We start from the raw sequence: 21954 nt of genomic DNA on the forward strand, positions 1-21954 counted from the left end.
GACACGGGCAGCCTGCGCGGAATTTGAGCAGGGCGATGACGCAAGCGCTGTTCAACATCCTGACAAATAAGAAGCCGAGGGGCATCGGGGGCGCTTATGACGGCTTCACTTCACAGTATATTGGTTGAATTTTTGAACAGTGATGGCGCCATATCATGTTGTTTCGAAATAATTTCCACTTCGGCGCAGCCCAGAAATATAATGCGACGCCGCGGCACGGCAGGCAGCGGCGATTGACCTGCCTGATGCGCCACCCTATCCACGAAACTGGAAGAGAAACATCCCCGGTGGGGTGCCCGGACTTCAAATCCGGCGGGGGACGCGCGGCGTCTTCGGTGGGTTCGACTCCCTCCTCTTCCGCCAAGCGGGAAAAGGATCCGCGTGGAGGGCGGCGCGGCCATCACGACACAGAGGATGCAGCATCGCCGCCACCGGATCGCGGATCGCCTCGATCACGGTGAAAAATACCGCCTCTCCCGTCCCCATTTCCGGAAAGCCAGAGTCCTGACCGTTCGGTCAACAAATCAGTAGCCCCCCGCCGATGATCTGCTATAGCTCGGTCAGCATCGCTTCGCGATCACGGTAATCCTGTCTCCGACGCGCTGAAAGGCATGACCATGACCGACCCCGTTCGCCGCGACTATCGCGGCAAGGCCCTGATCCTGACCATCGACAATCCGCCGGTGAACGTGATTTCGCAAGCCGTCCGCGCAGGCCTGCTGGCCGCCTGCGCCGAGGCGCGGCAGGCGGTGGCGGAAGGCCGGATCGACCGGGTGGTGATTACCGGCGCGGGACGCAGCTTTGTCGCCGGCGCGGATGCGAGGGAATTCGACGGCGCGCCCCTGGAACCGCATCTGCCCGACGTTCTGGACGCGCTGATGGCGCTGCCCGCCATTGCCGCGATCAACGGCGCGGCCCTGGGGGGCGGCTACGAAATCGCGCTCGCCTGCCGCTACCGCATTGCCGCACCCACCGCCGTGATCGGCCTGCCCGAGGTCACACTGGGCGTAGTCCCCGGCGCGGGCGGCACGCAGCGCCTGCCGCGACTGATCGGTCTGGCGCGGGCGCTGCCGCTGATCAGCACCGGGGCGACGCTGAAGGCCAAGGCGGCGCTGGCAGAAGGCATGATCGATGCGCTGGCAGAGGATCCGCTGGGCGCCGCGCTGGCGCTGGATCTGGCCCGGCTTGGCCCCGCCACCGACAGCCTGCCCGCGCCCGAACCCGCGCCCGAGGCGGCGGAAGCCGCGCGTGCGCATGTCTCCAAGCGCCTGCGCGGCCAGATCGCGCCGCAAAAGGTCATCGACCTGATGGAGGGCGCCACCGGCCCCCTGCCCGAGGGCATGGCCCGCGAACGCGCCACTTTCCTGGAACTGCGGCAGGGCGCGCAGGCCCGCGCGCTGCGCCATATCTTCTTTGCCGAACGGGGGGCGGGGGCCTCGGCCGCGCTGAAAAAGCTGGAGCCCGCACCGGTCGAGCATGTGCTGGTTGCCGGCGGGGGCACCATGGGCGCGGCCATCGCCTATGCGCTGAACTCGGTCGGGATCGAGATCACCCTGCTGGAAAACGATGCCGATGCAGCGGCCCGCGCCCGCGCCAATGTGACCAGGCTGTTTGACGAAGCCGTCAGCCGGGGCAAGCTGCCGCAGGCCGAGGCCGACAGCCGCCTGTCCGCGACCTTCCATTTCCTCCACGGTCCCGAGACCCCGCTGCCCGCCGTGGACATGGTGATTGAGGCGGTGTTTGAAAACCTCGATGTGAAGCGGGCGCTGTTTGAACGCCTCGGCCGCGATCTGCCGGCGGATACCATTCTGGCCACCAACACCTCCTATCTGGATGTGAACCGGATTGCCGAAGTGGTGCCCCATCCCCAGCGGTTCCTGGGCCTGCATTTCTTCGCCCCCGCCCATCTGATGAAGCTGGTCGAGGTGATCCGGGCGCAGGAGACCTCGCCCCAGACGCTGGCAACGACCTTCGCGCTGACCAAACGGCTGGGGAAGATCGCGGTCGAGGCGGGCGTCTGCGACGGTTTCATCGGCAACCGCATCCTGACGCGCTATCGCCAGACCGCCGATGTGGCGCTGCTGGAAGGCGCGCTGCCCGCGCAGGTGGACAAGGCCATGACCGGCTTTGGCATGGCGATGGGCCCTTACGAGGTGCAGGACCTCTCGGGTCTCGACATCGCCTATGCCAACCGCCAGCGCAAACGCGACGCGGGCGAGGTGTTCAAGGGCCGCTATGTCCCCATCGCCGACCGCATGGTCGAGGATCAGAAGCGCCTTGGCCGCAAGACCGGCGCCGGCTGGTATGATTACGATGGCGGCAAGCCCGCACCCTCGGCACTGGTGGATGAGGAGGTCCGCCGCGCCTCGGCCGAAGCGGGCGTGACCCGGCGCGATTTCACCGATGAGGACCTGTCACGGCGGCTGGCGCTGTCGATGATCGCCGAGGGCGCCGATATCATCGACGAAGGCATCGCCAACCGGCCCGCCGATGTCGATCTGGTGCTGGTTCATGGCTATGGCTTTCCGCGCTGGCGCGGCGGCCCGATGCGGCTGGCCGATGAATGGGGTCTGCAACAGGTGCTGACCGAACTGGAGGCGCTTGCCGCCGAAGACCCGCAAAGCTGGACCGTGCCGAAGCTGATCCGCCAGTTGGTCGCGGAAGGCCGCAGCTTCGCCGATCTGAACGCCTGATCCTGAGGGGCCGCCGCGCCTCAGGCGGCCTCGAACAGCAGCATCACCGCGATCACCAGCAGCAGCACCATGATCGTCCGGTCGAAGGCCCTGGCGCCGACACGCCGCACCAGCGCGGCGCCGATGGGCATGCCCAGAAACAGCGGCACGCAGGCCAGCAGGCTGATCCACAGGATCTGCCAGGACATGATCCCGACCCCGATCAGCGACGGCAGCTGCACCACCGCCATCGCGGCGAACAGGGCCGAGATGGTGGGGATGAAGCGCTCGCGCGGCAGCTGGATCGCGTGCAGATAGGTGACCGAGATCGGCGCCGAAATCCCCGCAGCGCCCTGCAGAATCCCGGCCAGCAGGCCCGCGGGCGCGGCCAGTCTGCGGGCGATTCCGTAATTCAGCGACCAGTCCGGCTTGGCCATGCGGAAACCGACATAGAACAGCGCCAGCAGCGCCACCACGATCGACAGCGCGCGCGCGGGCAGTGCCGCCAGCAGCACCGTTCCCAGCGCCGCCCCGACCCCGGCGGCCAGCACCAGCCGCAGCACGAACCCCCGGTCGCTGAGGTTGTGGCGATAGCTCCACCCCTGCCAGAGATTCGACACCAGCGCCGGCAGGGCGAAGACGGCGACCGCGAAGGGGACATCGAAATAGATCGACATGATCGGGATGACGACCACCGGCGTGCCCGCGCCGATGGCGCCCTTCAGCACGCCGCCCAGCAGGAAGGCCAGCATGGCCACGAGGAGCGCCTCAGTCATGGCCACGGCCTCCCGGTCTGGGCCGCGTGGTCGCCGCCGCAGGGCGCGGACCGGCCGACCGGCAGATCGCACAAGTCGTCAGCCATGGTCGCCAGCCTCCGGCTGGCAGGGCGGCATGGCCGTGACAGGTGCAGGAACGCGCAGGGTTTCGGCAGCGCCCCGGTCATGGCGCGGGGTCCCGGGCCGTGGCTGCGATGGCGGCGGCCTGGCCCAGATTGGCGTCCGCTGCCAGCAGCGTCGCCCAGTCGCGCCCCGGCGCCAGCGTCGCCAGCGCGTCGACCAGCGTCAGGCCCGCATCGGCCTGCAACGCGCGCAGCGCCTCGGCCACGATCATCAGGGCCTCGGCGCGGGGCATGTCGCGGGCCAGCAGGAATCCCGCCGCCTCGGCCATCATCCTGCCCCGGTCGGCGGTGAAATTCGCCGCGATCCGGGCCGGGTCGGCGCGCAGGCTCTGGACCAGTTCGGCCCCGATCCGCAGACTGGCCGCCGCGCGTTCCAGCATCCCCGGCAGCAGCGCCCATTCGATCCCCAGCGCCGCACCGTCGCGTTCCTGCGCATGGATCAGCGCCTGATGCAGCCCGCTCAGATCGCCCGCGTTCAGCCGCGCCAGCGTGACCAGCGTTTCCGCCGCCACCGGGTTCGATTTCTGCGGCATGGTCGAGGAGGCGCCACCGATGCCGGCGCAGACCTCCGCCCGTTCGGATTGCGCCAGCAGCACCAGATCGGCGCCCATCTTGCCCAGGGCGCCAGTGACCAGCGACAGCCAGCCTCCCAGCTCGGCGATGCCGTCGCGCGTGGTATGCCAGGGGGTTTCCGGCGCGCCGAGGCCCAGTTCCGCCGCCATGGCGGAACGCAGCGCATCCGCCTGCGGCCCGAGCGCCGCCGAAGTCCCCGCCGCCCCGTAAAGCGAGACATTGAGCAGGCGCGGCAGCATCTGGTCCAGCCGGTCGAGGTGGCGCAGAAGCGGCGCGCGCCAGATGGCGATCTTCGCGCCCAGACTCGTCGGCGCGGCGATCTGGAAACGCGTATGGGCAGCGATCGGCTGCGCTTGGAATTCGCCCGCCTTCAGCGCCAGGAGTTCCGCCAGACCGGCCAGCCGCGCGCGCAGCAGCTCCAGGGCCTGCCGCAACTGGATCATCTGCCCGGTATCGACGATGTCCTGCGAGGTGGCACCGTAATGGACCCAATCCGCCGCCGGACCCGCCGCCTGTTTTAACGCCGCGATCACCGGCTGGGCGGCGATGCCCGCGCGCGCAACGCCGGGCGCCAGCGTCACCGGATCGGGGCGCACGGTTTCCGCCGCGCGGGCAATCGCGGCGGCGGCCTCCTCGGGGATGATGCCCAACCTGGCCTGTGCATGTGCCAGCGCGGCCTCGGCGCGCAGCATGGCGGCAATCGCGGCCGCGTCGCCCATCAGCGCGGCCATTTCGGCATCGCCCAGCAGATTGCTGTAGAGCGCCGACACCATCACGCCGCCCGCAGCCCGAGGATCTCGCGGGCCTGCTGCCAGCTGGCGACGGGGCGGTTGTGTCTGGCGCAGATCTCGGCCGTGCGCCGCACCAGCGCGACATTCGACGGCGCCAGCCGCGCGCGGTCGAGGCGGACATTATCCTTCAGCCCGGTGCGGGCATGGCCGCCGGCGGCAATCGCCCAGTCGTTCAGCACCAGCTGCTGCCGGCCGATCCCCGCTGCACACCATGACGCATAGGCGCCGAACAGCCGTCCCCCGGTCGAGAGCTGCACGATCATGCCGGGGCAATGCGTCTCGATCCCTTCCTTCAGCGCCGCGAAGCGGTCGGGGTCGCTGGTCGGCTGTCCATCGGCATCACGCACATGGCAATGGACGATGGCGGCCCCGGCCTCGAAGGCTTCCTGCGTGGACTCTATCTGCTCGGCCAGCGTGATCGGCACCGCCGGATTGTCGGCCCTGCTCGGCAGCGAGCCGGTGATCGCAACGCAGATGATGCAGGGCTTCGGATCAGACATCGAAAAACACTGTCTCGCGGTCGCCCTGAAGGCGGATTTCGAAACGGTAGACCGGCCGGCCGTCGCGATCGCCCGCGCGTTTCGCGATCAGGGTGGCGCGGCGGTTTTCCCATTCGATCAGGTTCAGCACCGGATCAAGGGCGTTGGCCGCGGCCTCATCCTCGAAATACATCCGAGTATTGAGGCCGATATTGATGCCGCGCGCCACCAGCCACAGGTTGATATGGGGCGCCATCGGCGCATGGCGTTCGGTTCGGCCCTGCCGGTCGGGCGCGGTGCTGACCCGATCGGATACGTCCGATGCCAGCTTCATCCGCGCCGCGACCTGCCCCGGCTTGACGGTTTCAAAGCCCCATTCACCGGTCTCGAAATCGGTGATGACCCGGCCCCAGCCCCGAAAGCCGTCCTCGACCGGGCCGCCGCCTTCGGGATGGGCATAGAAGCCATCGGCATTGGCCTGCCAGATCTCCAGCAGCACGTCCTTGACCGGGCTGCCCGTGCCGTCGATGACCACGCCCTCGACCCGGATCCGCTGGCCTTTGGCGTTCGGCCCGGCAATGTCGTGGCCCAGCTCCGCCCGGTAGATGTCGAAGCCCGCCGCCCCCGGCGCCAGCCCGATATGGACGAAGGGACCGGCCGTCTGCGACGGCGATTCCTTGAGGTAATCCAGCCGCTGTTTCATCAATTCCCCTCCAGCCGGTTTTCGAACAGGGTCGAGCGCCGTCCGCGCAGGACGATATCGAACCGATAGGCGAGGCTATCCAAGGGCACCGAGGCGTTCATGTCCAGCCGCGCGATCAACTGGTCGATCGCCTCCGGGTCGGGGATGGTCGCCACGATGGGACAGAGCGGGATCAGCGGATCGCCTTCGAAATAAAGTTGGGTGATGAGGCGCTGGCTGAAGCTGTGCCCGAAGACCGAAACATGGATATGCGCGGGCCGCCAGTTGTTCACCCAGTTCCGCCACGGATAGGCGCCGGGTTTGACGGTGCGGAAGAAATAATAGCCGTTCTCATCGGTCAGGGTGCGCCCGCAGCCGCCGAAATTCGGGTCGAGCGCGCCCAGATAGCTGTCCTTCTTGTGGCGATAGCGCCCGCTGGCATTGGCCTGCCAGATCTCCACCAGCGTGCCGGGCACCGGGCGGGCGTTTTCATCCAGCACCCGGCCATGAACGATGATGCGTTCGCCCACCGGATCGCCAGTTCTGGCGTAATTCTTGATCAGGTCATTGTCGATCGGGTCGATGTCATTGTGGCCAAAGGTCGGCCCCGTGATTTCCGATGCGGATTGCTGCAACGAGATCATCGCATAGCGCGGCGACCGCGCAACCGAGGTCTTGTAATCGGGCGTCAGCGCCGGCGGCTGGCGGGTGCGGTCGCGCTGATAATATTCAGCGGGTTTCATCGGCGCCCTCCATTTCGGCATAGGTCTGCCTGGCCAGTTTCAGCGCATGATTGGCGCGTGGCACGCCGGCATAGATGGCGACATGCTGAAACGCCTCCAGCACGTCCTGTTTCGAGGCCCCGGTGCGGGCGGTGGCGCGGATATGCATGGGGATCTCGTCGAAATTGCCGGTCGCGGCCAGCAGCGCCAGCGTCAGCATGGATCTTTCGCGCCGGGTAATCGCATCGCTGGCCCAGACCGTGCCCCAGGCTGTACGGGTGATGAGGTCCTGAAAGGGCCGGTCCAGATCGGTCTTCGCCGCCTCGGCCCGGTCGACATGGGCGTCGCCCAGAACCTCGCGGCGGGTTTTCATGCCGATGTCGTAACAGTCAGGCATGGCCGACTTCCTTCAGGAAGGCGTTCAGGATGGCCGCATATTGCGGCGCGGCCTCGACGCAGGGCAGATGCCCGGCGCCATCGATCTCGGCATAGGCGGCACCGGGGATCAGCTGCCCCGAGGCGCGCACCAGTTCCGGCGGCGTGGAACCGTCGAGGCTGCCGGCGATCATCTGCACCGGCAGTTTCAGCGCGCCCACCTGCCGGCGCAGATCGGCCGCCGCGATTGCCTGACAGCAGGCGATATAGCCGTCGGCGGGCTGGCGCTCCAACATGCGCTGCCACAGCGCCAGATCCGGCGTGGACCGATAGGCGGGCGAGAACCAGCGCTCCATCGTCGGTGCCGCCACGACCTGCAGGCCGAATTCCTGAATGGCATTGATGCGGTCGGTCCACATCTGGCTGGTGCCGATCCTGGCGGCGCTGTTGGACACCACCAGCGCCCCCAGCAGGCCCGGATGCTTCAGCGCCAGCGCCTGCCCGATCAGCCCCCCGATGGAGAGGCCGACGAAGACCACATCGCGCAGCGCCAGCGCGCCGATCAGCCCGGCGGCGTCATCGGCCAACTGGTCGATCGTGTATGGCCCCGCCGGATTGGCGCTGAGGCCATGGCCGCGCTTGTCATAGCGCACCAGCCGCAGGCCCGCGGGCAGAAGCGGCAGCAGCCGGTCCCACAGCCTGAGGTCGGTGCCCAGCGAATTGGCGAAGACCACAGCCGGGCCGTCCTTCGGTCCCTGATCGGCGACATGCAGGCCGATCCCGTTTGCCTCGATGATCTGCATCAGTATGGCAACCCCACATAGTTTTCCGCGAAGGCGCGTTGCTGGCTTTCATTGTCGCGCAGAAAGGCCAGATCGGCCTGCTGCATCTTCAGGTCGAAAGCGCTTTGATGGGGATAGCGGTGCAGAAGCCCGCTGAACCACCAGCTGAAGCGTTCCGCCTTCCACACCCGCAGCAGCGCCTTTTCAGAGTAGCGGTCGATCCCCTCGCTGTCGCCATCCTGATAATATCGCACCAGCCCGCGATAGAGGTAATTCACGTCGCTGGCCGCAGTATTCAGGCCCTTGGCGCCGGTCGGCGGCACGATATGGGCAGCGTCGCCGCACAGGAACAGGCGCCCCCAGCGCATCGGCTCGGTCACGAAAGACCGCAGGGGGGCGATGGATTTCTCGATGGCGGGGCCGGTTTCCAGCCGCTCGGCCATCTCGGCGGGGATGCGGCGCTTCAGCTCGGTCCAGAATGCCTTGTCGGTCCAGTCCTCGGGGTGATCGGACAGCGCGCATTGGATATAATAGCGCGACAGATGCGCGTTGCGCATCGAACACAGCGCGAAGCCGCGATCGGAATTGGCATAGATCAACTCGTCATGAACGGGGGGCGTTTCCGACAGCACGCCCAGCCAGCCGAAGGGATAGGTCTTTTCGTATTCGCGCCGGACGTTCAGCGGGATGGTCTGGCGGCTGACCCCGTGAAAACCGTCGCAGCCGGCGATGAAATCGCAATCGATACGCTTCCGGTCGCCGTGCTGGTCATAGGTGACATAGGGCCGGTCGGTATCGGCATCGTGGATCACCACATGCTCGACCTCGAATTCCGTGCGCGCGCCGGCAACCGCGCGGGCGTCATACAGGTCGCGGGTCACCTCGGTCTGGCCGTAGACGATGACGGGCGTACCGGTCAGGGCCTTGAAATCGATATGAAACATCTCGCCACCAACGGCGATCTGGGTGCCGTCATGGACGAAGCCCTCGCGGTGCAGGCGTCCCACCACGCCCGCCTCCTCCATCAGGCGGACAAGGCCGGTTTCCAGCACCCCGGCGCGAACACGGCCCAGCACATAGTCGCGCGTCTTGCGTTCCAGCACCACCGCCTCGATCCCGGCGCGGTGCAGCAACTGGCCCAGCAACAGCCCCGACGGACCGCCGCCGATAATGACAACCTGTGCGCGCATGAATGTCCTCCCACGCGCAGGATTGCATATGGAAATCCGCATGAAAATTGCGATTATACGCAGATTGATTACCAAATTGGGCAAGTAATGGACCGCCGGATCAAGCTGCGCCACCTGGAAGCTTTCGTCGAAATCGCCAAGGCGCGCAGCCTGAAACGCGCGGCCGAGCGGCTGCACCTGACCCAGCCAGCGATCTCGCGCACCTTGGCCGAACTGGAACAGATCCTCGGCACCCGGCTGCTGACGCGGGGGCGCGGCGGGGCGCAGATGACCGCGCAGGGCGAGGTGCTTTTCGATTTCGCCGAGGCCGGGTTGGGGGCGCTGGAACGCGGGCTGGACGGGGCGGCGGCGGGGCGGCGTCAAAGCGTGGCGCGCCTGCATCTGGGGGCGCTGCCCTCGGTCGCGGCGCGGCTGCTGCCGGAGCTGGTCGCGGGGCTGGAGGACAGCGCGCCAGACCTGTCGCTGACCGTCGCCGACGGGTCGCATGACCACCTGACCGGGCTTCTGCGCGCCGGCACGCTGGATCTGGTGCTGGGCCGGCTGGGCGCGCCCGCCACCATGCGCGGCCTCAGCTTCGCACAGCTTTACCTGGAGGAGGTGGTGTTTGTCACCCGTCCCGGCCATCCGATCCTGAAGGCGCCCTCGCTGGACCGGCTGGGCGAATTCACGGTGATCTTCCCGCCGCCCTGGGCCGCCATCCGCCCCTTTGTCGAGCGTCTGCTGATCGCGCGGGGCCTGCCCATCCCGGCGCGGCGGATCGAAACGGTCTCGGGCGCCTTCGGCCGCGTCCACACGGCACGGAGCGATGCGGTCTGGGTGATCTCGACCGGCGTGGTCGCGAATGAAATCGCCGATGGCCGGTTGGTGCGCCTGCCCTTCTCGGATCAGGGGACCGAGGGGCCGGTCGGGCTGATGCGCCGCGCCGCGGACCGCGAAACGCCCGAGATGCGCCTGCTGGCCCGCGCCGCAGAGGCGGCGGTGGCGCGGCTGGGTCTCAGCTGATCCAGTCGGGCTGGCGGGCGGGATGGGCCTCGGCGAAGGCGGGGAGCGCCTCGGCTGCCGCGCGGATGGCGTTCAGGCGCGGGAAAGGCGTCAGATCCAGATGGAAGCGTTCGGCCGAAAACATCTGCGGAACCAGCAGGATCTCGGCAAGTCCCGGCCCGTCGCCGAAGGCGAAGGCGCCGCCATGAGTCTGGGCCGCGGCCATCGCCTCGCAGGCGCCCAGTCCCGGTTCGATCCAATTCCGGCACCAGGCGTCCAGCCCGTCCTGATCCAGACCATATTGGGCCTTCAGATATTTCAGCACCCGCAGGTTCTGCAGCGGGTGAATGTCGCAGCCAATGATCTGGGCAAAGGCGCGGACATGGGCGCGGGCCTCGGCATCGGTGGGCAGCAGGGGTGGCGCGGGGTGGGTTTCATCCAGCCATTCGATGATCGCCATGGATTGCGTCAGTCGCGCGGTTCCGGTGTCCAGCAGCGGCACCAGCCCCTGCGGGTTCAGGTCCAGAAAGGCCTCTGCCTTCTGCTCGCCCGTACGCAGGTTCACGGCGATGAATTCGGGCCGAACCCCTTTCAGATTGAAGGCGATCCGGCATCGATAGGCCGCCGACGACCGGAAATAGCCGTAGAATTTCATGTCCGCCCCCGCACCGTCCAGACGCGCGCAACGCTAAGCCGCGCAGCCGGCCCGCGCAAGCGCCACCACCGGGATCGCGTCCGGCACCCGGATCACGGCCCGAGCGCAATCCTGCCTGAACCCCGTGCCATCGCGGGCCGTTCCGGTTCCGGAAACGGGGCGTTCGGCGCAGGATGATTGACTCTGCCGGGCGATTCCTCTCGTCATGGGGACAGTCTGCGGATTCACGATCAACAGGGAGGCTGCCGTGACCACGCTTTATTATGCCCTCGGGGCTTGCTCGCTTGCGCCGCATATCGTGCTGGAATGGATCGGCGCGCCATACGAGGCGGTGAAGGTCCAATACGGCTCGAAGGAACTGCTGGCGGTCAACCCGGCGGGCGCCGTGCCGACCCTGCGCGAGGATGACGGCTGGCTGCTGACCCAGGCCGGCGCGATCCTGGAATACCTGGCCGAAAAGCACCCCGAGGCCGGGCTGTCTGGCGGCGATACCCTGCGCGAAAAGGCCGAGGCGCATCGCTGGTCATCCTTCTTCACTAGCGACATGCATGCGGCCTTCTGGCCGATCTTCCTGCCTCAGCGCTATACAACCGACAGCAGCGAGGCCGCGAAGAAAGATGTCGTGGCCGCCGGGCAGAAGCTGGTCCAGAAGCAGCTGGGCATCCTGAACGACCACCTGGAAGGGCGCGACTGGATACTGGGCGAGGGGCGCGGCAAGCGCTCGGTCATCGACGCCTATGCCTTCCCGATGATCCGCTGGGCGGTGAAGGTTCTGCCTGACGGCATCACCGCCTTTCCGAACGTGCAGGCGCTGCTTGACCGGATTGCCGACGATCCGGCGGTCCAGAAGGTGCTGGCGGCCGAGGCGGCGGCATGACCACCGGCATCCACCACGTCACCGGCATCACCCGGCGGGTGCAGGCCAATGTGGATTTCTATCTGGGCTTTCTGGGTCTTCGGCTGGTCAAGCAGACCGGCGGGTTCGAGGATGCCGAACAGCTGCACCTGATCTATGGCGATCAGGCTGGAACCCCCGGCAGTCTGGTGACCTTTCTGGTCTGGGAAGACGGGGCCGCGGGCCGGACCGGGCTGGGGCAGGTGTCGGAAATCGCCTTCGCGGTGCCGCCTGACAGCATCGGTGAATGGCTGCAACGCGCCATGGCGGCGCGCCTGCCGGTCGAGGGGCCGTCGCGCGAATTCGGCGAAACCGTGCTGCGCCTGAAGGACCCCGATGGGATCATCGTCAAGCTGGTCGGCGTCGACATGCCCGCGGCGGCCCCGCTGCCCGACCCGATCGCGCCCACCCGCATTCGCGCCGTCACCCTGCTGACCGACAATCCGCAGGCGACATCGGATTTCGCGGCCCGCTTCGGCTATCGCCCCCACCGGACCGAGGTGAACACCCATCGGATGATCTCGGACACCGACGCCGTCGATGTGCGCGATGCGCGCGGATATTTCCCCGGCATTCCGGGCGCCTCCATCTTCGATCACGTCGCCTTCCGCGCCCCCGACGCCGAGGCCGTGCGCCAGATGCGGCTGTCGCTGCGCGATGTCGACAGCGCCACCAATGTCCATGACCGCAAATATTTCCTGTCGCTCTACGTCCGCGAACCGGGGGGGACTCTGTTCGAATACGCGACCGACGCCCCCGGCATGACCGTGGACGAGTCGCTGGAGCATCTGGGCGAGACCCTGATGGTCCCCCCGCGCGAGGCGTCGCGGACCGAGGACCTGCGCGTCATGCTGCCGCAATTCGCCCGGCCGGGCGAGGAAAGGATGCCGATGCGCGATCTGCCCTTCATCCATCGCTTCCATACGCCCGAAGATCCCGACGGCAGCACCATCGTGCTGCTGCACGGGACTGGCGGCAACGAGACCGACCTGATGCCGCTGGCGTCACGCCTGAACCCGCGCGCGACGCTGCTGGGGGTGCGCGGGCGATCGACCGAGGAAGGCATCAACCGCTGGTTCCGTCGCTTCGACGCGGTGACCTATGACCAGGCCGACATCGCCGCCGAGGCCGAGGCCTTCGCAGGTTTCATCGACGGAGCCATTCGCGGCTATGGGCTGGAACGCGACAAGCTGGCATTTCTGCGCTATTCCAACGGTGCCAACCTGCTGGGTGCGATCATGCAGCTGCATCCGGGCGTGGTCGGCCGCGCCCTGCTGCTGCGCGGCGTGCAGGTGCTGGAAGACCCGCCCGCCGCAGATCTGACCGGCACCGGTGTGCTGATGCTGAACGGCGCCCGCGACCCGTTCAGCCGCATGGCCCCGGCGCTGGAAAAGGCGCTGGCGACCGGCGGCGCCGAGGTCGATGCCCGCATCATCGAGGCCGGGCATGAACTGTCGCCGACCGATCTGGCCGCCGGCTCGGAATGGCTGGCCGCACAGGGGGTAAACTGATGGTGAAAACCGTTCTCATCACCGGGGCGGGGTCGGGCTTCGGCCGGGGCGTGGCGCTGGGTCTGGCGCGCGCCGGGCATGATGTCATCGCCGCCTGCCATATCTGGCCGCAGGTGACCGAGTTGCGCGCCGCCGCCAGGGCCGAGGGACTGGCGCTGCGCGTCATCAAGCTGGACGTTCTGTCCGAGATCGACCGCAACCACGCGCTCGATCTCGATTTCGACGTGCTGTTCAACAATGCGGGGATCATGGAATCCGGCCCGGTGGTCGAACTGCCGCCCGAAATCGTGCGCAGGGTCTTCGACACCAATGTCTTCGCGGCGCTGGAAATGGCGCAGGGCGCGGCGAAGAAATTCATCCGCAAGGGCGCCGGCCGGATCGTCTGGACCTCGTCGGTCGCGGGCTTGGTGAAAGTGCCCTGGGACGGGGCTTATTCCGCGACCAAATACGCGGTCGAGGGGTTCTGCGCCGCCATGCGCGAGGAACTCGCCCCCTATGGTGTGCAGGTCTGCACGGTCAATCCGGGCGCGTTCCGCACCGGCTTCAACGATACCGGCATGGAGGCGCAGGACCAGTGGTGGGATCAGGGCGAACGCGTGATGGATCACTGGCCGGTGCGCGAACTGACCCGGCAGGCCGATCCGGCCGAGATGATCGCCGCCATGATAGAAGTCATTACCGCCGACCACCCGCCCTACCGCACGGTGCTGCCCAAGGCGGCCGAGGAGATGGCCAGGCGCGAACAGGCTGAAGAATGGGACAAGCACCTATGACAAAGATCACCACCACCGCCCGCTTCAACGCCCTGCCCGGCAAGGGCGACGAACTGGTGCCCCTGCTGGCCGAGCTGTCCGAACACAGCCGGGGCGAGCCGGGCAGCGCCGGCTATGGCTATTTCCGCAAGGGCGATGAATTCCTGTCCATCGAACATTGGACCAGCCGCGAAGCCGAGGCCGCCCATAACGATACGGACTATCTGCGCGAGATGCTGCAGAAGATCCTGCCGCTTCTGGCCGGCCGCCCCGAGGTGACGCGCTGGGAGCAGGTGGCCTAAAGGGTCGCCGAATAGCCTGCAATGAAATCACGCAGGGCAGCGCGGGTGCGGTCGTCGGTGAGGTTGCCGTTTTCGTCGAAAAGGCCGCCCGCGCGCGACACCAGCATCCGCCCCTCGGCCCAAAGCTCGGCCTTCAGGGTGCGCAGGACCGGCAGCCAGGCATTTTGCGACAGCACCGTGCCGAAGCCGCCGGGCGAGGCGCCCAGCACCGCCACCGGCTTGCCGACGAAATAGTCCAGCCCCGGCCCGCGCGACATCCAGTCGATGGCGTTCTTGAACACACCGGGCATGCCGTTGTTGTATTCCGGCGTCACCAGCAACAACCCGTCCGCCGCCTGCAGCTGCGCCTGAAGCCGCTGAACCGAGGGTGGCAGACCATGGGCCGCTTCCTCGTCGGCATTATACAAAGGAACCTCGAGGATGGAGCCGATCTCGATTTCGGTGCCCTCGGGGGCGAGATCGCGGGCGGCGCGCAGCAGGCCCGCATTGAAAGAGCCTTTGCGGAGGCTGCCGGAGAGGCCGAGAATCTGGGGCATGTTCTTCTCCTGCATCAGGGTGTGCCACCCGGTATCGCATTTTGCAGGAGAAAGAATCAATCATGTCAGAACGGGCACGTCCGAACGGGCAAGCTTTGTCCGCCTGCCCGCCGGCAACACATCGCCGCCGGAAGGTCTCCGGCGGCGCACTCGTTACTTGGTCACGCGGATCAAGTGCTGTAGCAGCTGTTTGGTTCCACGGTGCGTCGCCGCGCAACCGCAACAAGTGACAATGCTGCAACAGCAAGTGCTCCGCCCGCAACCGGCACCGCGGCATAGCCATAGCCGAGCGCGATCACCGCGCCGCCGATCGCCGCACCGATCGCATTGCCCAGGTTGAACGCCCCGATGTTGACCGAGGACGCGAGACCCGGCGCGTCATGCGCGGCCTGCATGACGCGGGTCTGCACAGGCGGCACGATGGCGAAGGCGGCGATCCCCCAAACCATCAGCGTGATCGCGGCCGTGACCCGGCTGGTCAGCAGAAACGGCATCGCCAGCATGATGACCGCCATCGCCGCCAGGAAAATCGCCGTGGCCCCTTCGGGCGACCAGTCGGCCAGCTTGCCACCCAGCCAGTTGCCGACGGTGAAGCCGATGCCGATCAGCGCCAGCGCCAGCGTCACGAAGCTGCCCGAGGCCCCCACCAAGTCTTCCAGCAGCGGCGCGACATAGGTATACAGCGCGAATGTCCCGCTGAACCCCAGCATGGTGATCAGGATCGAGATCACCACCTCGGGCCGGATCAGCACGCGCAGCTCACGCCGGACATTGACGGGCTGGCCCGGCGCGCCCTTGGGCAGCGCAAACCTCAGCGCGGCGATGGCGACCAGCCCAAGGGCGGAAGTCCCCGCGAAGGCCATGCGCCAGCCGATCTGCTGGCCGATCCAGGTGGCAGCGGGCACCCCGCCGATATTGGCGATGGTCAGGCCCATGAACATGACGGCCACCGCGCTTGCCTGCTTCTCCTTCGGTACCACGCTGGCGGCGACAACTGCGCCAAGGCCGAAAAAGGCGCCGTGATTCAGGCTGGTGACCACGCGGGCGGCCAGCAGCGTCCAGTAATCCGGCGCCAGCGCCGACAGCAGGTTGCCGATGGTGAAGATCCCCATCAGCGCCATCAGCGCAGTGCGTTTGCCAAAGCGGCTGAACAGCAGCGTCATCATCGGCGCACCAACCATCACCCCGATGGCATAGGCGCTGATCAGCATCCCGGCGGTGGGAATCGAAACCCCGATCCCCTCGGCGATCACCGGCAGCAGCCCCATGGGCGAAAACTCAGTGGTGCCGATCCCGAAGGCGCCGATGGCCAGGGCCAGCAGCGCCCAGGTCGCGCGGGACCCGGTTGCATCATTCGTCATCATCTCAACTCCTGAAAACTCCGGCCGCGCCTCAGACGTCCCAGTCGGGCGCAAGGTCGGGCGGGCTGACGATCCGCCCGTCGGGACGGCTGAGGCCCGCGATGGCCGCCATGTCTGCGGCCGAGAGCGTAAAGTCGAAAACGTCGAAGTTTTCGGCCACCCGGCCCGGATTGGCGGTTTTCGACAGCGCGATGAACCCCTGCTGGATCAGCCAGCGCAACGCCACCTGCGCGGCGCTCTTGCCGTAAGCCGCGCCGATCTTCTGCAGCACCGCATCCTTCGGCACCGCGCCATCGGCCATGGCGTAATAGGCGGTGATCGCCACCCCCAACTCGCGCGCAGTCGCCACGATCTTCGCGTTGTCGATATAGGGGTGCAGTTCGATCTGGTTGGTCACGATGGGCGCCGGGCTGATGGCCACGCTTTCGCGCAGCTGGGCGGCGTTCTGGTTGCTGACCCCGATGAAGCGCGTGCGGCCCGCGGCCTGCACTTCGTTGATCAGCGCCACCTGTTCGGCAACCGGCACCTTGTCGGCAGGCCAGTGCAGCAGCAGCAGGTCGACCCGATCAACGCCCAGCTTTTCCAGGCTTTCGTCGACCGAGGCCGCGAACGGACCCTTGGCGTATTTGTCAACCCAGACCTTGGTGGTCAGGAACAGATCCTCGCGCCTGGCACCGGCCGATTTCAGGGCGCGGCCCAGGGCGGCCTCGTTGCCATAGATCTGGGCGGTGTCGAAATGGCGGAAGCCCGCGTCGAGCGCGGCGCCGATCACCGCCTCGACCTCGGCATCGGACATGCGGAACACACCGAAGCCGAGCGCCGGAATCCTCGCACCGTGAGCGTTAACATATTCCATTCTGCGTATCCTTTCAGTCCGGCCGTCACACGGCCTTTGCATGAACCGACAGATACCCTTTCGATGTTCGCTTGATAATCATCCCGAAAGCCACATTATCTGTGAAGCAACTTCACAAATCAGGCGCAAGCATGGACAATCGGGCGGGCGAAATGCAGGTCTTCCTGCGCGTGGTCGAGGCGGGCAGCTTTTCCGAGGCCGCCCGCGCGCTGATGATGACGCCTTCCACCGTCAGCAAGCTGATTGGCCGGATCGAGGCCCGGCTGGGCGTGCGCCTGCTGGAGCGGTCGACCCGGCGCCTATCGCTGACCGATGAAGGGCAGGTCTATTACGACCGCAGCCAAGCCCTGTTGGCCGAACTGGAGGATATCGAACGCGACCTGTCCAAGGGCGCCGCGCAGATGGGCGGCACGGTGCGGGTCAGCAGCTCGGTCGGCTTCGGGATGGTCGGACTGGAGCCGCTGCTGCCGGCCTTCTGGCAGGCCTACCCCAACGTCGCCATCGACCTGTCGCTGTCAGACGAGCTTGTGGACCTGTATCTCGACCGCACCGATGTGGCCTTCCGGGTGGGTGCGCTGCCCAATTCCAGCCTGACGGCGGTCAAGCTGGGCACCGCCGCGCGCAGGATCGTGGCAGCGCCCAGCTATCTGGCCCGGCGCGGCACGCCGCGGTCGCTGGACGATCTGGCGGGGCACGAAATGCTGGGCTTCAGTTTCCGGAGGTCCGCAGCAATGGCGCCGCTGCGCGACACCGGGCGCAGCATCGACCGGCGCGGGGCCCTTCGCCTGACCGCCAATAACGGCGAGTCGGTGCGCCGCATGGCCATCGCCGGCATGGGCGTGGCGCGCATGGGCGAGTTCCATATCCGCGATGATCTGGCCGCCGGCCACCTGACCGAGATCCTGCCCGAAGCAACCATCGGCGATACCGAGGACATCCACGCCGTCTTCCCCGGCGGCCGCAACGTCCCGCACCGGGTCCGCGCATTCCTGGACTTCATGACCCCTCGGTTGCGGGCGTTTCTGGACGGTTAGATCCTTCCAGCGCCGCGCGGCTGGCGTGGATCAGTTCGGCCAGAAAATCGGCCACCACCCGCACACGTGGCGTCCGCGCCAGATCGGCGTGCACGGCCAGCCAGATCTCCTGATCGACGCCCAGCTCTGGTTGCACGCAGATCAGCCCGTCCGGCGCACCCAGAAAATGCGGCAGGACGGCCAGCCCCAGCCCCGCCTTTGCCGCCACCAGCTGCGCCCCCAGCGTCGTCGTGGCCAGTGCCGGCGGCCGCCCGCGCAAGGCGCGCTCAATCCATTGCGCGGCAGGCAGATGGGCGCGGGTTTCGCACCAGCCGATCAGATCATGGCCGCCCAACCCGGTGAACGGCCGTGCCGCCAGATAGGCCGGCGCACCATAAAGCCCGAAGCCCAGCCGCCCCAGACGGCGCAGGGTGACATTGCCGCGTTCCGGCTTGACCATGCGGATGGCCAGGTCGGCGTCGCGGCGATGCAGGTTCACCGCCCGCACATCCGTGGCGATTTCCAACGCAAGATCGGGATGGCGCCGCCGCAGGGCGGGCAAGGCCGGGATAATCAGCGCCGAGGCCAGCATCTCGGCCGTCGCCAGCCGAACGCGGCCCGCGACTTCGGCCTGCGCGGCGGATCCTTCGGCAAAAGCCGCCGCGGCTTGCTCCATCGCCGCCGCGCGGTCCAGCAGGGCCGCCCCATCATCGGTCAGCCGGTAGCCGCTTTGATGGCGGCTGAACAGGGTCAGGCCAAGCACGGCCTCCAGCCGTTCGATCTGTCGCGACACGGTGGCCAGCCCCAGGCCCAACTGCGCGGCCGCCGCGCTTAACGTGCCGCCGCGCGCGATGGCCAGAAACACGCGGGCATCATCCCAGCGCAGTCTTCCGTTTTCGGAAATCAACCTCCGCTCCTTTGCCATATCGTTTTCCGATTTACGGAACCACAATCCTTCTACCACCACAAGGAGCTTTACCATGGACCAAAGACGCCTCGGACAAGGCCTGACCGTCTCCGCGCTCGGCCTCGGCTGCATGGGGATGAGCGAGTTCTACGGCCCTCGCGATGATCGGGAATCGCTGGACGTGCTCGCCCGCGCCGCCGATCTCGGCGTGGATTTCTTCGACACCGCCGATACCTACGGCCCCCACCACAACGAGGAATTGCTGGGCCAGTTCCTGTCCGCCGGCCGCGCGCCGGTCAAGATCGCCACCAAGGCCGGGATCGTGCGCAGCCCCGGCGAATATCGTCGCCGCATCGACAACAGCCCCGAATACCTGCGCCGCGCCTGCGAGGCCTCGCTGAGACGCCTGCGCGTCGACCGGATCGACCTCTACTATGTCCATCGTCTCGACCCTGCCCAACCGGTCGAGACCACGATGGAGACGCTGGCCGCGCTGAAAGCCGAAGGCAAGATCGCCCATATCGGGCTGTGCGAGGTCAGCGCCCCCACTCTGCGTCGCGCCCATGCCGTCACCCCGGTCACCGCGATCCAGACCGAATATTCACTATGGACCCGCGAGGTCGAGGCCGAAATCCTGCCCACCTGCCGCGCGCTTGGCGTGGGCTTCGTGGCCTATTCTCCCCTCGGCCGCGGCTTCCTGACCGGCCGCTTCCAACCCGGCGCCCGGTTCGAGGAGGGCGACTTCCGTGCCAGTCTGCCCCGCTTCGCCCCCGACAATGCCGCCGGCAACGCCGCCCTTGTCGAGGTCGTTCGCGACATCGCCCAGGCGCGCGGCGCGACCCTGGCGCAGATCGCGCTGGCGTGGCTGCTGGATCAGGGTCCCGACATCGTCCCGATTCCGGGAACCAAACGCCTGAAATATCTGGAGGAAAACACAAAGGCGACACAAATCACCCTCACCGATGCCGAACGCAGCACTCTACGCGACGCCGTGGCGAGGCTGCCGGTCCTCGGCGCGCGTTACACCGAGGAGGGCATGAAAGGCGTGAACGCCTGAGCCTCCCGCAGCGATCCGGCTGCCTTTTGCCGGAATGGACGCGGGCGGTCGCCGAAACGCCGGTCCGCACCATCTTCGCGGTGCAAAGACCCTGGCGTCCGGGGCAACGCCCCGGTTACAGCATTGTCGTGTAATCCCGCGCCCCGAAAATCGCGCTGCCGACGCGCACATGGGTCGCGCCTTCGGCAATTGCGGCCTCGAAATCCGCGCTCATCCCCATGGACAGCTTGGCCAGCCCCTCGGTCTCGGCCAGTTCGCGCAACAGCTGGAAATGCGGGCGCGGATCTTCCGCCTCGGGCGGGATGCACATCAGCCCCTGCGGGTTCAGTCCCATCTCGCGGAGCTGGACCAGAAAGCCGGACAGTTCGTCCACGAGAATGCCGGCCTTCTGCGGCTCATCCCCGGTATTGACCTGCACGAACAGTTCGGGCGCGCGTTCCTGCGCCTCGATGGCCTGGGCAAGCTTGCGCGCCAGCGACATGCGGTCGAGCGTATGAATGGCGTCGAACAGCCCCACCGCCTGTTTGGCCTTGTTCGACTGCAACGGCCCGATCATGTGCAGTTGCACACCCGGCCAACGTTCGCGCCAAGCGGGCCATTTGCCCTGCGCCTCCTGCACATAATTCTCGCCGAAGACGCGTTGTCCGGCCTCCAGCACGGCGGTCACGCGATCGTCGGGCTGCACCTTACTGACGGCGATCAGCGTCACCGATCCGGGCGCGCGCCCTGCCCGCTGTTCTGCCGCGGCGATGCGGCGGGTGATGTCATCCAGTCCCATGGCGCGAAACTCACAAAAGAAAAGAGCGGGCGCAAGGCCCGCTCTCTCCGTAGATCGTTTCAGGTTCGATCAGAACTTGAAGCGGACACCGACGTCGGCAACCGTGTCAGCGATCCAGTCGCTGTCGACGATACCGCCGGCCAGGATGGCGCCGCCGCCCAGATCGTAGTCGGCACCGATACCCCAGGTGTCGAAATCGGTGTCATCGGCACCAGCAACGATGGCTTCAGCCACATCGCGGCGGTAGTAGCCTTTGACGGTGACGGCATCGAACTCGTAAGCCAGCGACAGGCCATAGGCTTTGTCGTAGTTGTAGTTGGCGTTGTCGAATTCCACCATCGGGTTGTCGCCGACGCGGAAGTCGATGCCAGCGCGGTCTTTGTAGTCCGCGTAGATGATCTTACCGCTGAAAGCGCCATAGGTCCCTTCGGCGCCCAGGACGACTTCTTTGGCGTCGCCATGCTTGGCATAGCCCAGACCCACGGTGTAGGTGCCGTTGGCATGGGTGCCTTCATAGTTGGCTGCGACCGACCATGCGAGTTCCGAATCGGTGTCGCCGCCGGCAACGCCGCAAACTTCGTCGTCCAGTTCGCCGTCGCCATCCGCGTCGACGACATCACAGAACGGGTTGTCTGCACCGGCAGCACCCGGCCACGCGTTGTCGCTCGAGTCGCTGGCCGACGCGTACAGGTTGAAGCCGCTGATGCTGTACGAGTACAGAATGTTCGGGCCCTGGTCGAGGTTGTTGCCGTCAGCGGTGAGGTACGAGATCTCTTCCAGATCGCCGCCGAATTCACCCTGGGTGTAACCGACTTCGTACAGGTCGCCGATCGCGGCTTCCGAAGCCGAAACGACGTCGCCCATTTCCAGCTTGCCGTAGGTGCCCGAAATCCAGACCGAACCGGCAGTACCGGCGTTGGCCTTGCCGCCACGCTCGTCCTGGTGGTCGACGCGGAACGAGGCGCCGAACGACAGGCCGGCATCGCTTTCACCGGTCAGGGTAAAACGGACACGGGCGCGGCTGCCGAACTGAGCGTCGTTGCCGTCATAGATCAGACCCATACGGGCGTCGCCGGTCACTGCGACTTCGGCGACTGCGACGCCAGCGGTCATCGACATGACGAGCGCGGTGGTCGCAAACAGAACCTTTTTCATGGTGTTCCCTCTTGTCTCTCGGTGTATCCCC

The 21954-nt window shown here is 66.9% G+C and carries 23 protein-coding genes and 1 tRNA gene; 9 read left to right on the forward strand and 15 right to left on the reverse strand.

Going from position 1 to position 21954, the window contains the following annotated elements; all coding sequences use genetic code 11:
* The first annotated feature begins 269 nt into the window (after positions 1 to 269).
* Positions 270 to 363 (forward strand) — tRNA-Sec (locus H1S04_RS07910).
* 254 nt (positions 364 to 617) lie between these two features.
* Entirely contained in the window at positions 618 to 2693 is a 2076-nt protein-coding gene (locus H1S04_RS07915) for a 3-hydroxyacyl-CoA dehydrogenase NAD-binding domain-containing protein (RefSeq protein ID WP_181744954.1), read from the forward strand.
* A gap of 20 nt (positions 2694 to 2713) precedes the next feature.
* Here the strand turns inward: H1S04_RS07915 and H1S04_RS07920 are convergent, their stop codons facing one another.
* The 8 genes from H1S04_RS07920 to pobA all read right to left on the reverse strand — a co-directional run bounded on the left by H1S04_RS07920 (position 2714) and on the right by pobA (position 9164).
* Positions 2714 to 3448 carry a sulfite exporter TauE/SafE family protein gene (locus H1S04_RS07920; protein WP_181744955.1) on the reverse strand — a complete coding sequence of 245 codons (735 nt, stop codon included), beginning with the start codon at positions 3446 to 3448 and terminating at the stop codon, positions 2714 to 2716.
* 163 nt (positions 3449 to 3611) lie between these two features.
* Positions 3612 to 4916: a lyase family protein gene (locus tag H1S04_RS07925; RefSeq protein ID WP_181744956.1), complete on the reverse strand. Its 1305-nt coding sequence runs from the start codon at positions 4914 to 4916 to the stop codon at positions 3612 to 3614.
* Positions 4916 to 5434, reverse strand: coding sequence for a 3-keto-5-aminohexanoate cleavage protein (locus H1S04_RS07930; protein WP_181744957.1), 519 nt, complete (start codon positions 5432 to 5434; stop codon positions 4916 to 4918). The genes H1S04_RS07925 and H1S04_RS07930 overlap by 1 nt, the downstream gene beginning before the upstream one ends.
* Positions 5427 to 6116, reverse strand: coding sequence for a protocatechuate 3,4-dioxygenase subunit alpha (locus tag H1S04_RS07935; RefSeq protein ID WP_181744958.1), 690 nt, complete (start codon positions 6114 to 6116; stop codon positions 5427 to 5429). The genes H1S04_RS07930 and H1S04_RS07935 overlap by 8 nt, the downstream gene beginning before the upstream one ends.
* Complete coding sequence (gene pcaH / locus H1S04_RS07940) at positions 6116 to 6838, reverse strand: protocatechuate 3,4-dioxygenase subunit beta (RefSeq protein WP_181744959.1); 723 nt, start codon at positions 6836 to 6838, stop codon at positions 6116 to 6118. Before pcaH ends, H1S04_RS07935 begins: the two co-directional genes overlap by 1 nt.
* Positions 6825 to 7214, reverse strand: coding sequence for a 4-carboxymuconolactone decarboxylase (gene pcaC, locus H1S04_RS07945; RefSeq protein ID WP_181744960.1), 390 nt, complete (start codon positions 7212 to 7214; stop codon positions 6825 to 6827). The genes pcaH and pcaC overlap by 14 nt, the downstream gene beginning before the upstream one ends.
* Positions 7207 to 7995, reverse strand: a complete 789-nt coding sequence (pcaD, locus tag H1S04_RS07950) for a 3-oxoadipate enol-lactonase (RefSeq protein WP_181744961.1) — start codon at positions 7993 to 7995, stop codon at positions 7207 to 7209. The genes pcaC and pcaD overlap by 8 nt, the downstream gene beginning before the upstream one ends.
* On the reverse strand, positions 7995 to 9164 hold the full coding sequence (pobA, locus tag H1S04_RS07955) for a 4-hydroxybenzoate 3-monooxygenase (RefSeq protein ID WP_181744962.1): 1170 nt from the start codon (positions 9162 to 9164) through the stop codon (positions 7995 to 7997). The genes pcaD and pobA overlap by 1 nt, the downstream gene beginning before the upstream one ends.
* Before the next feature lie 87 nt (positions 9165 to 9251).
* On the opposite strand from pobA, the gene pcaQ reads away from it, so the two are divergent.
* On the forward strand, positions 9252 to 10166 hold the full coding sequence (gene pcaQ / locus H1S04_RS07960) for a pca operon transcription factor PcaQ (protein WP_181744963.1): 915 nt from the start codon (positions 9252 to 9254) through the stop codon (positions 10164 to 10166).
* Here the strand turns inward: pcaQ and maiA are convergent.
* Positions 10159 to 10800 (reverse strand): maleylacetoacetate isomerase, encoded by a 642-nt coding sequence (gene maiA, locus H1S04_RS07965; RefSeq protein ID WP_181744964.1) that lies wholly within the window; start codon positions 10798 to 10800, stop codon positions 10159 to 10161. The genes pcaQ and maiA overlap by 8 nt on opposite strands.
* 247 nt (positions 10801 to 11047) lie before the next feature.
* On the opposite strand from maiA, the gene H1S04_RS07970 reads away from it, so the two are divergent.
* From H1S04_RS07970 to H1S04_RS07985, 4 genes are read left to right on the forward strand one after another with little or no spacing between them, the layout of a single operon-like run.
* On the forward strand, positions 11048 to 11677 hold the full coding sequence (locus H1S04_RS07970; RefSeq protein ID WP_181744965.1) for a glutathione S-transferase family protein: 630 nt from the start codon (positions 11048 to 11050) through the stop codon (positions 11675 to 11677).
* Positions 11674 to 13206 (forward strand): VOC family protein, encoded by a 1533-nt coding sequence (locus H1S04_RS07975; RefSeq protein ID WP_181744966.1) that lies wholly within the window; start codon positions 11674 to 11676, stop codon positions 13204 to 13206. Before H1S04_RS07970 ends, H1S04_RS07975 begins: the two co-directional genes overlap by 4 nt.
* A complete protein-coding gene (locus H1S04_RS07980) occupies positions 13206 to 13979 on the forward strand; it encodes an SDR family oxidoreductase (RefSeq protein ID WP_181744967.1) in 774 nt (257 codons plus the stop codon). The genes H1S04_RS07975 and H1S04_RS07980 overlap by 1 nt, the downstream gene beginning before the upstream one ends.
* Positions 13976 to 14260, forward strand: a complete 285-nt coding sequence (locus H1S04_RS07985; protein WP_181744968.1) for a putative quinol monooxygenase — start codon at positions 13976 to 13978, stop codon at positions 14258 to 14260. The genes H1S04_RS07980 and H1S04_RS07985 overlap by 4 nt, the downstream gene beginning before the upstream one ends.
* Here the strand turns inward: H1S04_RS07985 and H1S04_RS07990 are convergent.
* The 3 genes from H1S04_RS07990 to H1S04_RS08000 form a co-directional block, all read right to left on the reverse strand.
* On the reverse strand, positions 14257 to 14796 hold the full coding sequence (locus H1S04_RS07990) for an NADPH-dependent FMN reductase (protein ID WP_181744969.1): 540 nt from the start codon (positions 14794 to 14796) through the stop codon (positions 14257 to 14259). The genes H1S04_RS07985 and H1S04_RS07990 overlap by 4 nt on opposite strands.
* A 170-nt stretch (positions 14797 to 14966) precedes the next feature.
* A complete protein-coding gene (locus tag H1S04_RS07995; protein WP_220185107.1) occupies positions 14967 to 16157 on the reverse strand; it encodes an MFS transporter in 1191 nt (396 codons plus the stop codon).
* Between the two features lie 31 nt (positions 16158 to 16188).
* Positions 16189 to 17013, reverse strand: coding sequence for an aldo/keto reductase (locus H1S04_RS08000; RefSeq protein WP_181744971.1), 825 nt, complete (start codon positions 17011 to 17013; stop codon positions 16189 to 16191).
* Between the two features lie 131 nt (positions 17014 to 17144).
* On the opposite strand from H1S04_RS08000, the gene H1S04_RS08005 reads away from it, so the two are divergent.
* A complete protein-coding gene (locus tag H1S04_RS08005) occupies positions 17145 to 18047 on the forward strand; it encodes a LysR family transcriptional regulator (RefSeq protein ID WP_181744972.1) in 903 nt (300 codons plus the stop codon).
* Here the strand turns inward: H1S04_RS08005 and H1S04_RS08010 are convergent.
* Positions 18010 to 18933, reverse strand: a complete 924-nt coding sequence (locus H1S04_RS08010) for a LysR family transcriptional regulator (protein ID WP_255435481.1) — start codon at positions 18931 to 18933, stop codon at positions 18010 to 18012. The two genes, H1S04_RS08005 and H1S04_RS08010, sit on opposite strands and share 38 nt — an antisense overlap.
* 73 nt (positions 18934 to 19006) lie before the next feature.
* On the opposite strand from H1S04_RS08010, the gene H1S04_RS08015 reads away from it, so the two are divergent.
* The gene (locus tag H1S04_RS08015; protein WP_181744974.1) at positions 19007 to 19990 is read left to right on the forward strand and encodes an aldo/keto reductase; all 984 of its coding nucleotides are present in this window, start codon (positions 19007 to 19009) and stop codon (positions 19988 to 19990) included.
* 115 nt (positions 19991 to 20105) lie between these two features.
* On the opposite strand, the gene H1S04_RS08020 is transcribed toward H1S04_RS08015, so the two are convergent.
* Both H1S04_RS08020 and H1S04_RS08025 read right to left on the reverse strand, forming a co-directional pair.
* The gene (locus H1S04_RS08020) at positions 20106 to 20768 is read right to left on the reverse strand and encodes a YggS family pyridoxal phosphate-dependent enzyme (protein WP_181744975.1); all 663 of its coding nucleotides are present in this window, start codon (positions 20766 to 20768) and stop codon (positions 20106 to 20108) included.
* A gap of 69 nt (positions 20769 to 20837) precedes the next feature.
* Positions 20838 to 21923: a porin gene (locus tag H1S04_RS08025; protein WP_181744976.1), complete on the reverse strand. Its 1086-nt coding sequence runs from the start codon at positions 21921 to 21923 to the stop codon at positions 20838 to 20840.
* Positions 21924 to 21954 lie beyond the last annotated feature (31 nt).

The sequence above is a fragment of the Paracoccus sp. S1E-3 genome (assembly GCF_013868135.1).
Lineage (GTDB): Bacteria > Pseudomonadota > Alphaproteobacteria > Rhodobacterales > Rhodobacteraceae > Paracoccus.

Bases quoted from the DNA above. Each gene is read 5' to 3' on its own strand.
- H1S04_RS07980 (WP_181744967.1), top strand. From the start codon at position 13,206: ATGGTGAAAACCGTTCTCATCACCGGGGCGGGGTCGGGCTTCGGCCGG.
- pcaQ (WP_181744963.1), top strand. From the start codon at position 9,252: ATGGACCGCCGGATCAAGCTGCGCCACCTGGAAGCTTTCGTCGAAATC.
- H1S04_RS07920 (WP_181744955.1), bottom strand. From the start codon at position 3,448: ATGACTGAGGCGCTCCTCGTGGCCATGCTGGCCTTCCTGCTGGGCGGC.
- H1S04_RS08015 (WP_181744974.1), top strand. From the start codon at position 19,007: ATGGACCAAAGACGCCTCGGACAAGGCCTGACCGTCTCCGCGCTCGGC.
- maiA (WP_181744964.1), bottom strand. From the start codon at position 10,800: ATGAAATTCTACGGCTATTTCCGGTCGTCGGCGGCCTATCGATGCCGG.
- H1S04_RS07995 (WP_220185107.1), bottom strand. From the start codon at position 16,157: ATGACGAATGATGCAACCGGGTCCCGCGCGACCTGGGCGCTGCTGGCC.
- pobA (WP_181744962.1), bottom strand. From the start codon at position 9,164: ATGCGCGCACAGGTTGTCATTATCGGCGGCGGTCCGTCGGGGCTGTTG.
- H1S04_RS07925 (WP_181744956.1), bottom strand. From the start codon at position 4,916: ATGGTGTCGGCGCTCTACAGCAATCTGCTGGGCGATGCCGAAATGGCC.
- H1S04_RS07990 (WP_181744969.1), bottom strand. From the start codon at position 14,796: ATGCCCCAGATTCTCGGCCTCTCCGGCAGCCTCCGCAAAGGCTCTTTC.
- pcaH (WP_181744959.1), bottom strand. From the start codon at position 6,838: ATGAAACCCGCTGAATATTATCAGCGCGACCGCACCCGCCAGCCGCCG.
- H1S04_RS07915 (WP_181744954.1), top strand. From the start codon at position 618: ATGACCGACCCCGTTCGCCGCGACTATCGCGGCAAGGCCCTGATCCTG.
- H1S04_RS07975 (WP_181744966.1), top strand. From the start codon at position 11,674: ATGACCACCGGCATCCACCACGTCACCGGCATCACCCGGCGGGTGCAG.
- H1S04_RS07985 (WP_181744968.1), top strand. From the start codon at position 13,976: ATGACAAAGATCACCACCACCGCCCGCTTCAACGCCCTGCCCGGCAAG.
- H1S04_RS07935 (WP_181744958.1), bottom strand. From the start codon at position 6,116: ATGAAACAGCGGCTGGATTACCTCAAGGAATCGCCGTCGCAGACGGCC.
- H1S04_RS08005 (WP_181744972.1), top strand. From the start codon at position 17,145: ATGGACAATCGGGCGGGCGAAATGCAGGTCTTCCTGCGCGTGGTCGAG.
- H1S04_RS08025 (WP_181744976.1), bottom strand. From the start codon at position 21,923: ATGAAAAAGGTTCTGTTTGCGACCACCGCGCTCGTCATGTCGATGACC.
- H1S04_RS07930 (WP_181744957.1), bottom strand. From the start codon at position 5,434: ATGTCTGATCCGAAGCCCTGCATCATCTGCGTTGCGATCACCGGCTCG.
- pcaC (WP_181744960.1), bottom strand. From the start codon at position 7,214: ATGCCTGACTGTTACGACATCGGCATGAAAACCCGCCGCGAGGTTCTG.
- H1S04_RS08020 (WP_181744975.1), bottom strand. From the start codon at position 20,768: ATGGGACTGGATGACATCACCCGCCGCATCGCCGCGGCAGAACAGCGG.
- H1S04_RS08000 (WP_181744971.1), bottom strand. From the start codon at position 17,013: ATGGAATATGTTAACGCTCACGGTGCGAGGATTCCGGCGCTCGGCTTC.
- pcaD (WP_181744961.1), bottom strand. From the start codon at position 7,995: ATGCAGATCATCGAGGCAAACGGGATCGGCCTGCATGTCGCCGATCAG.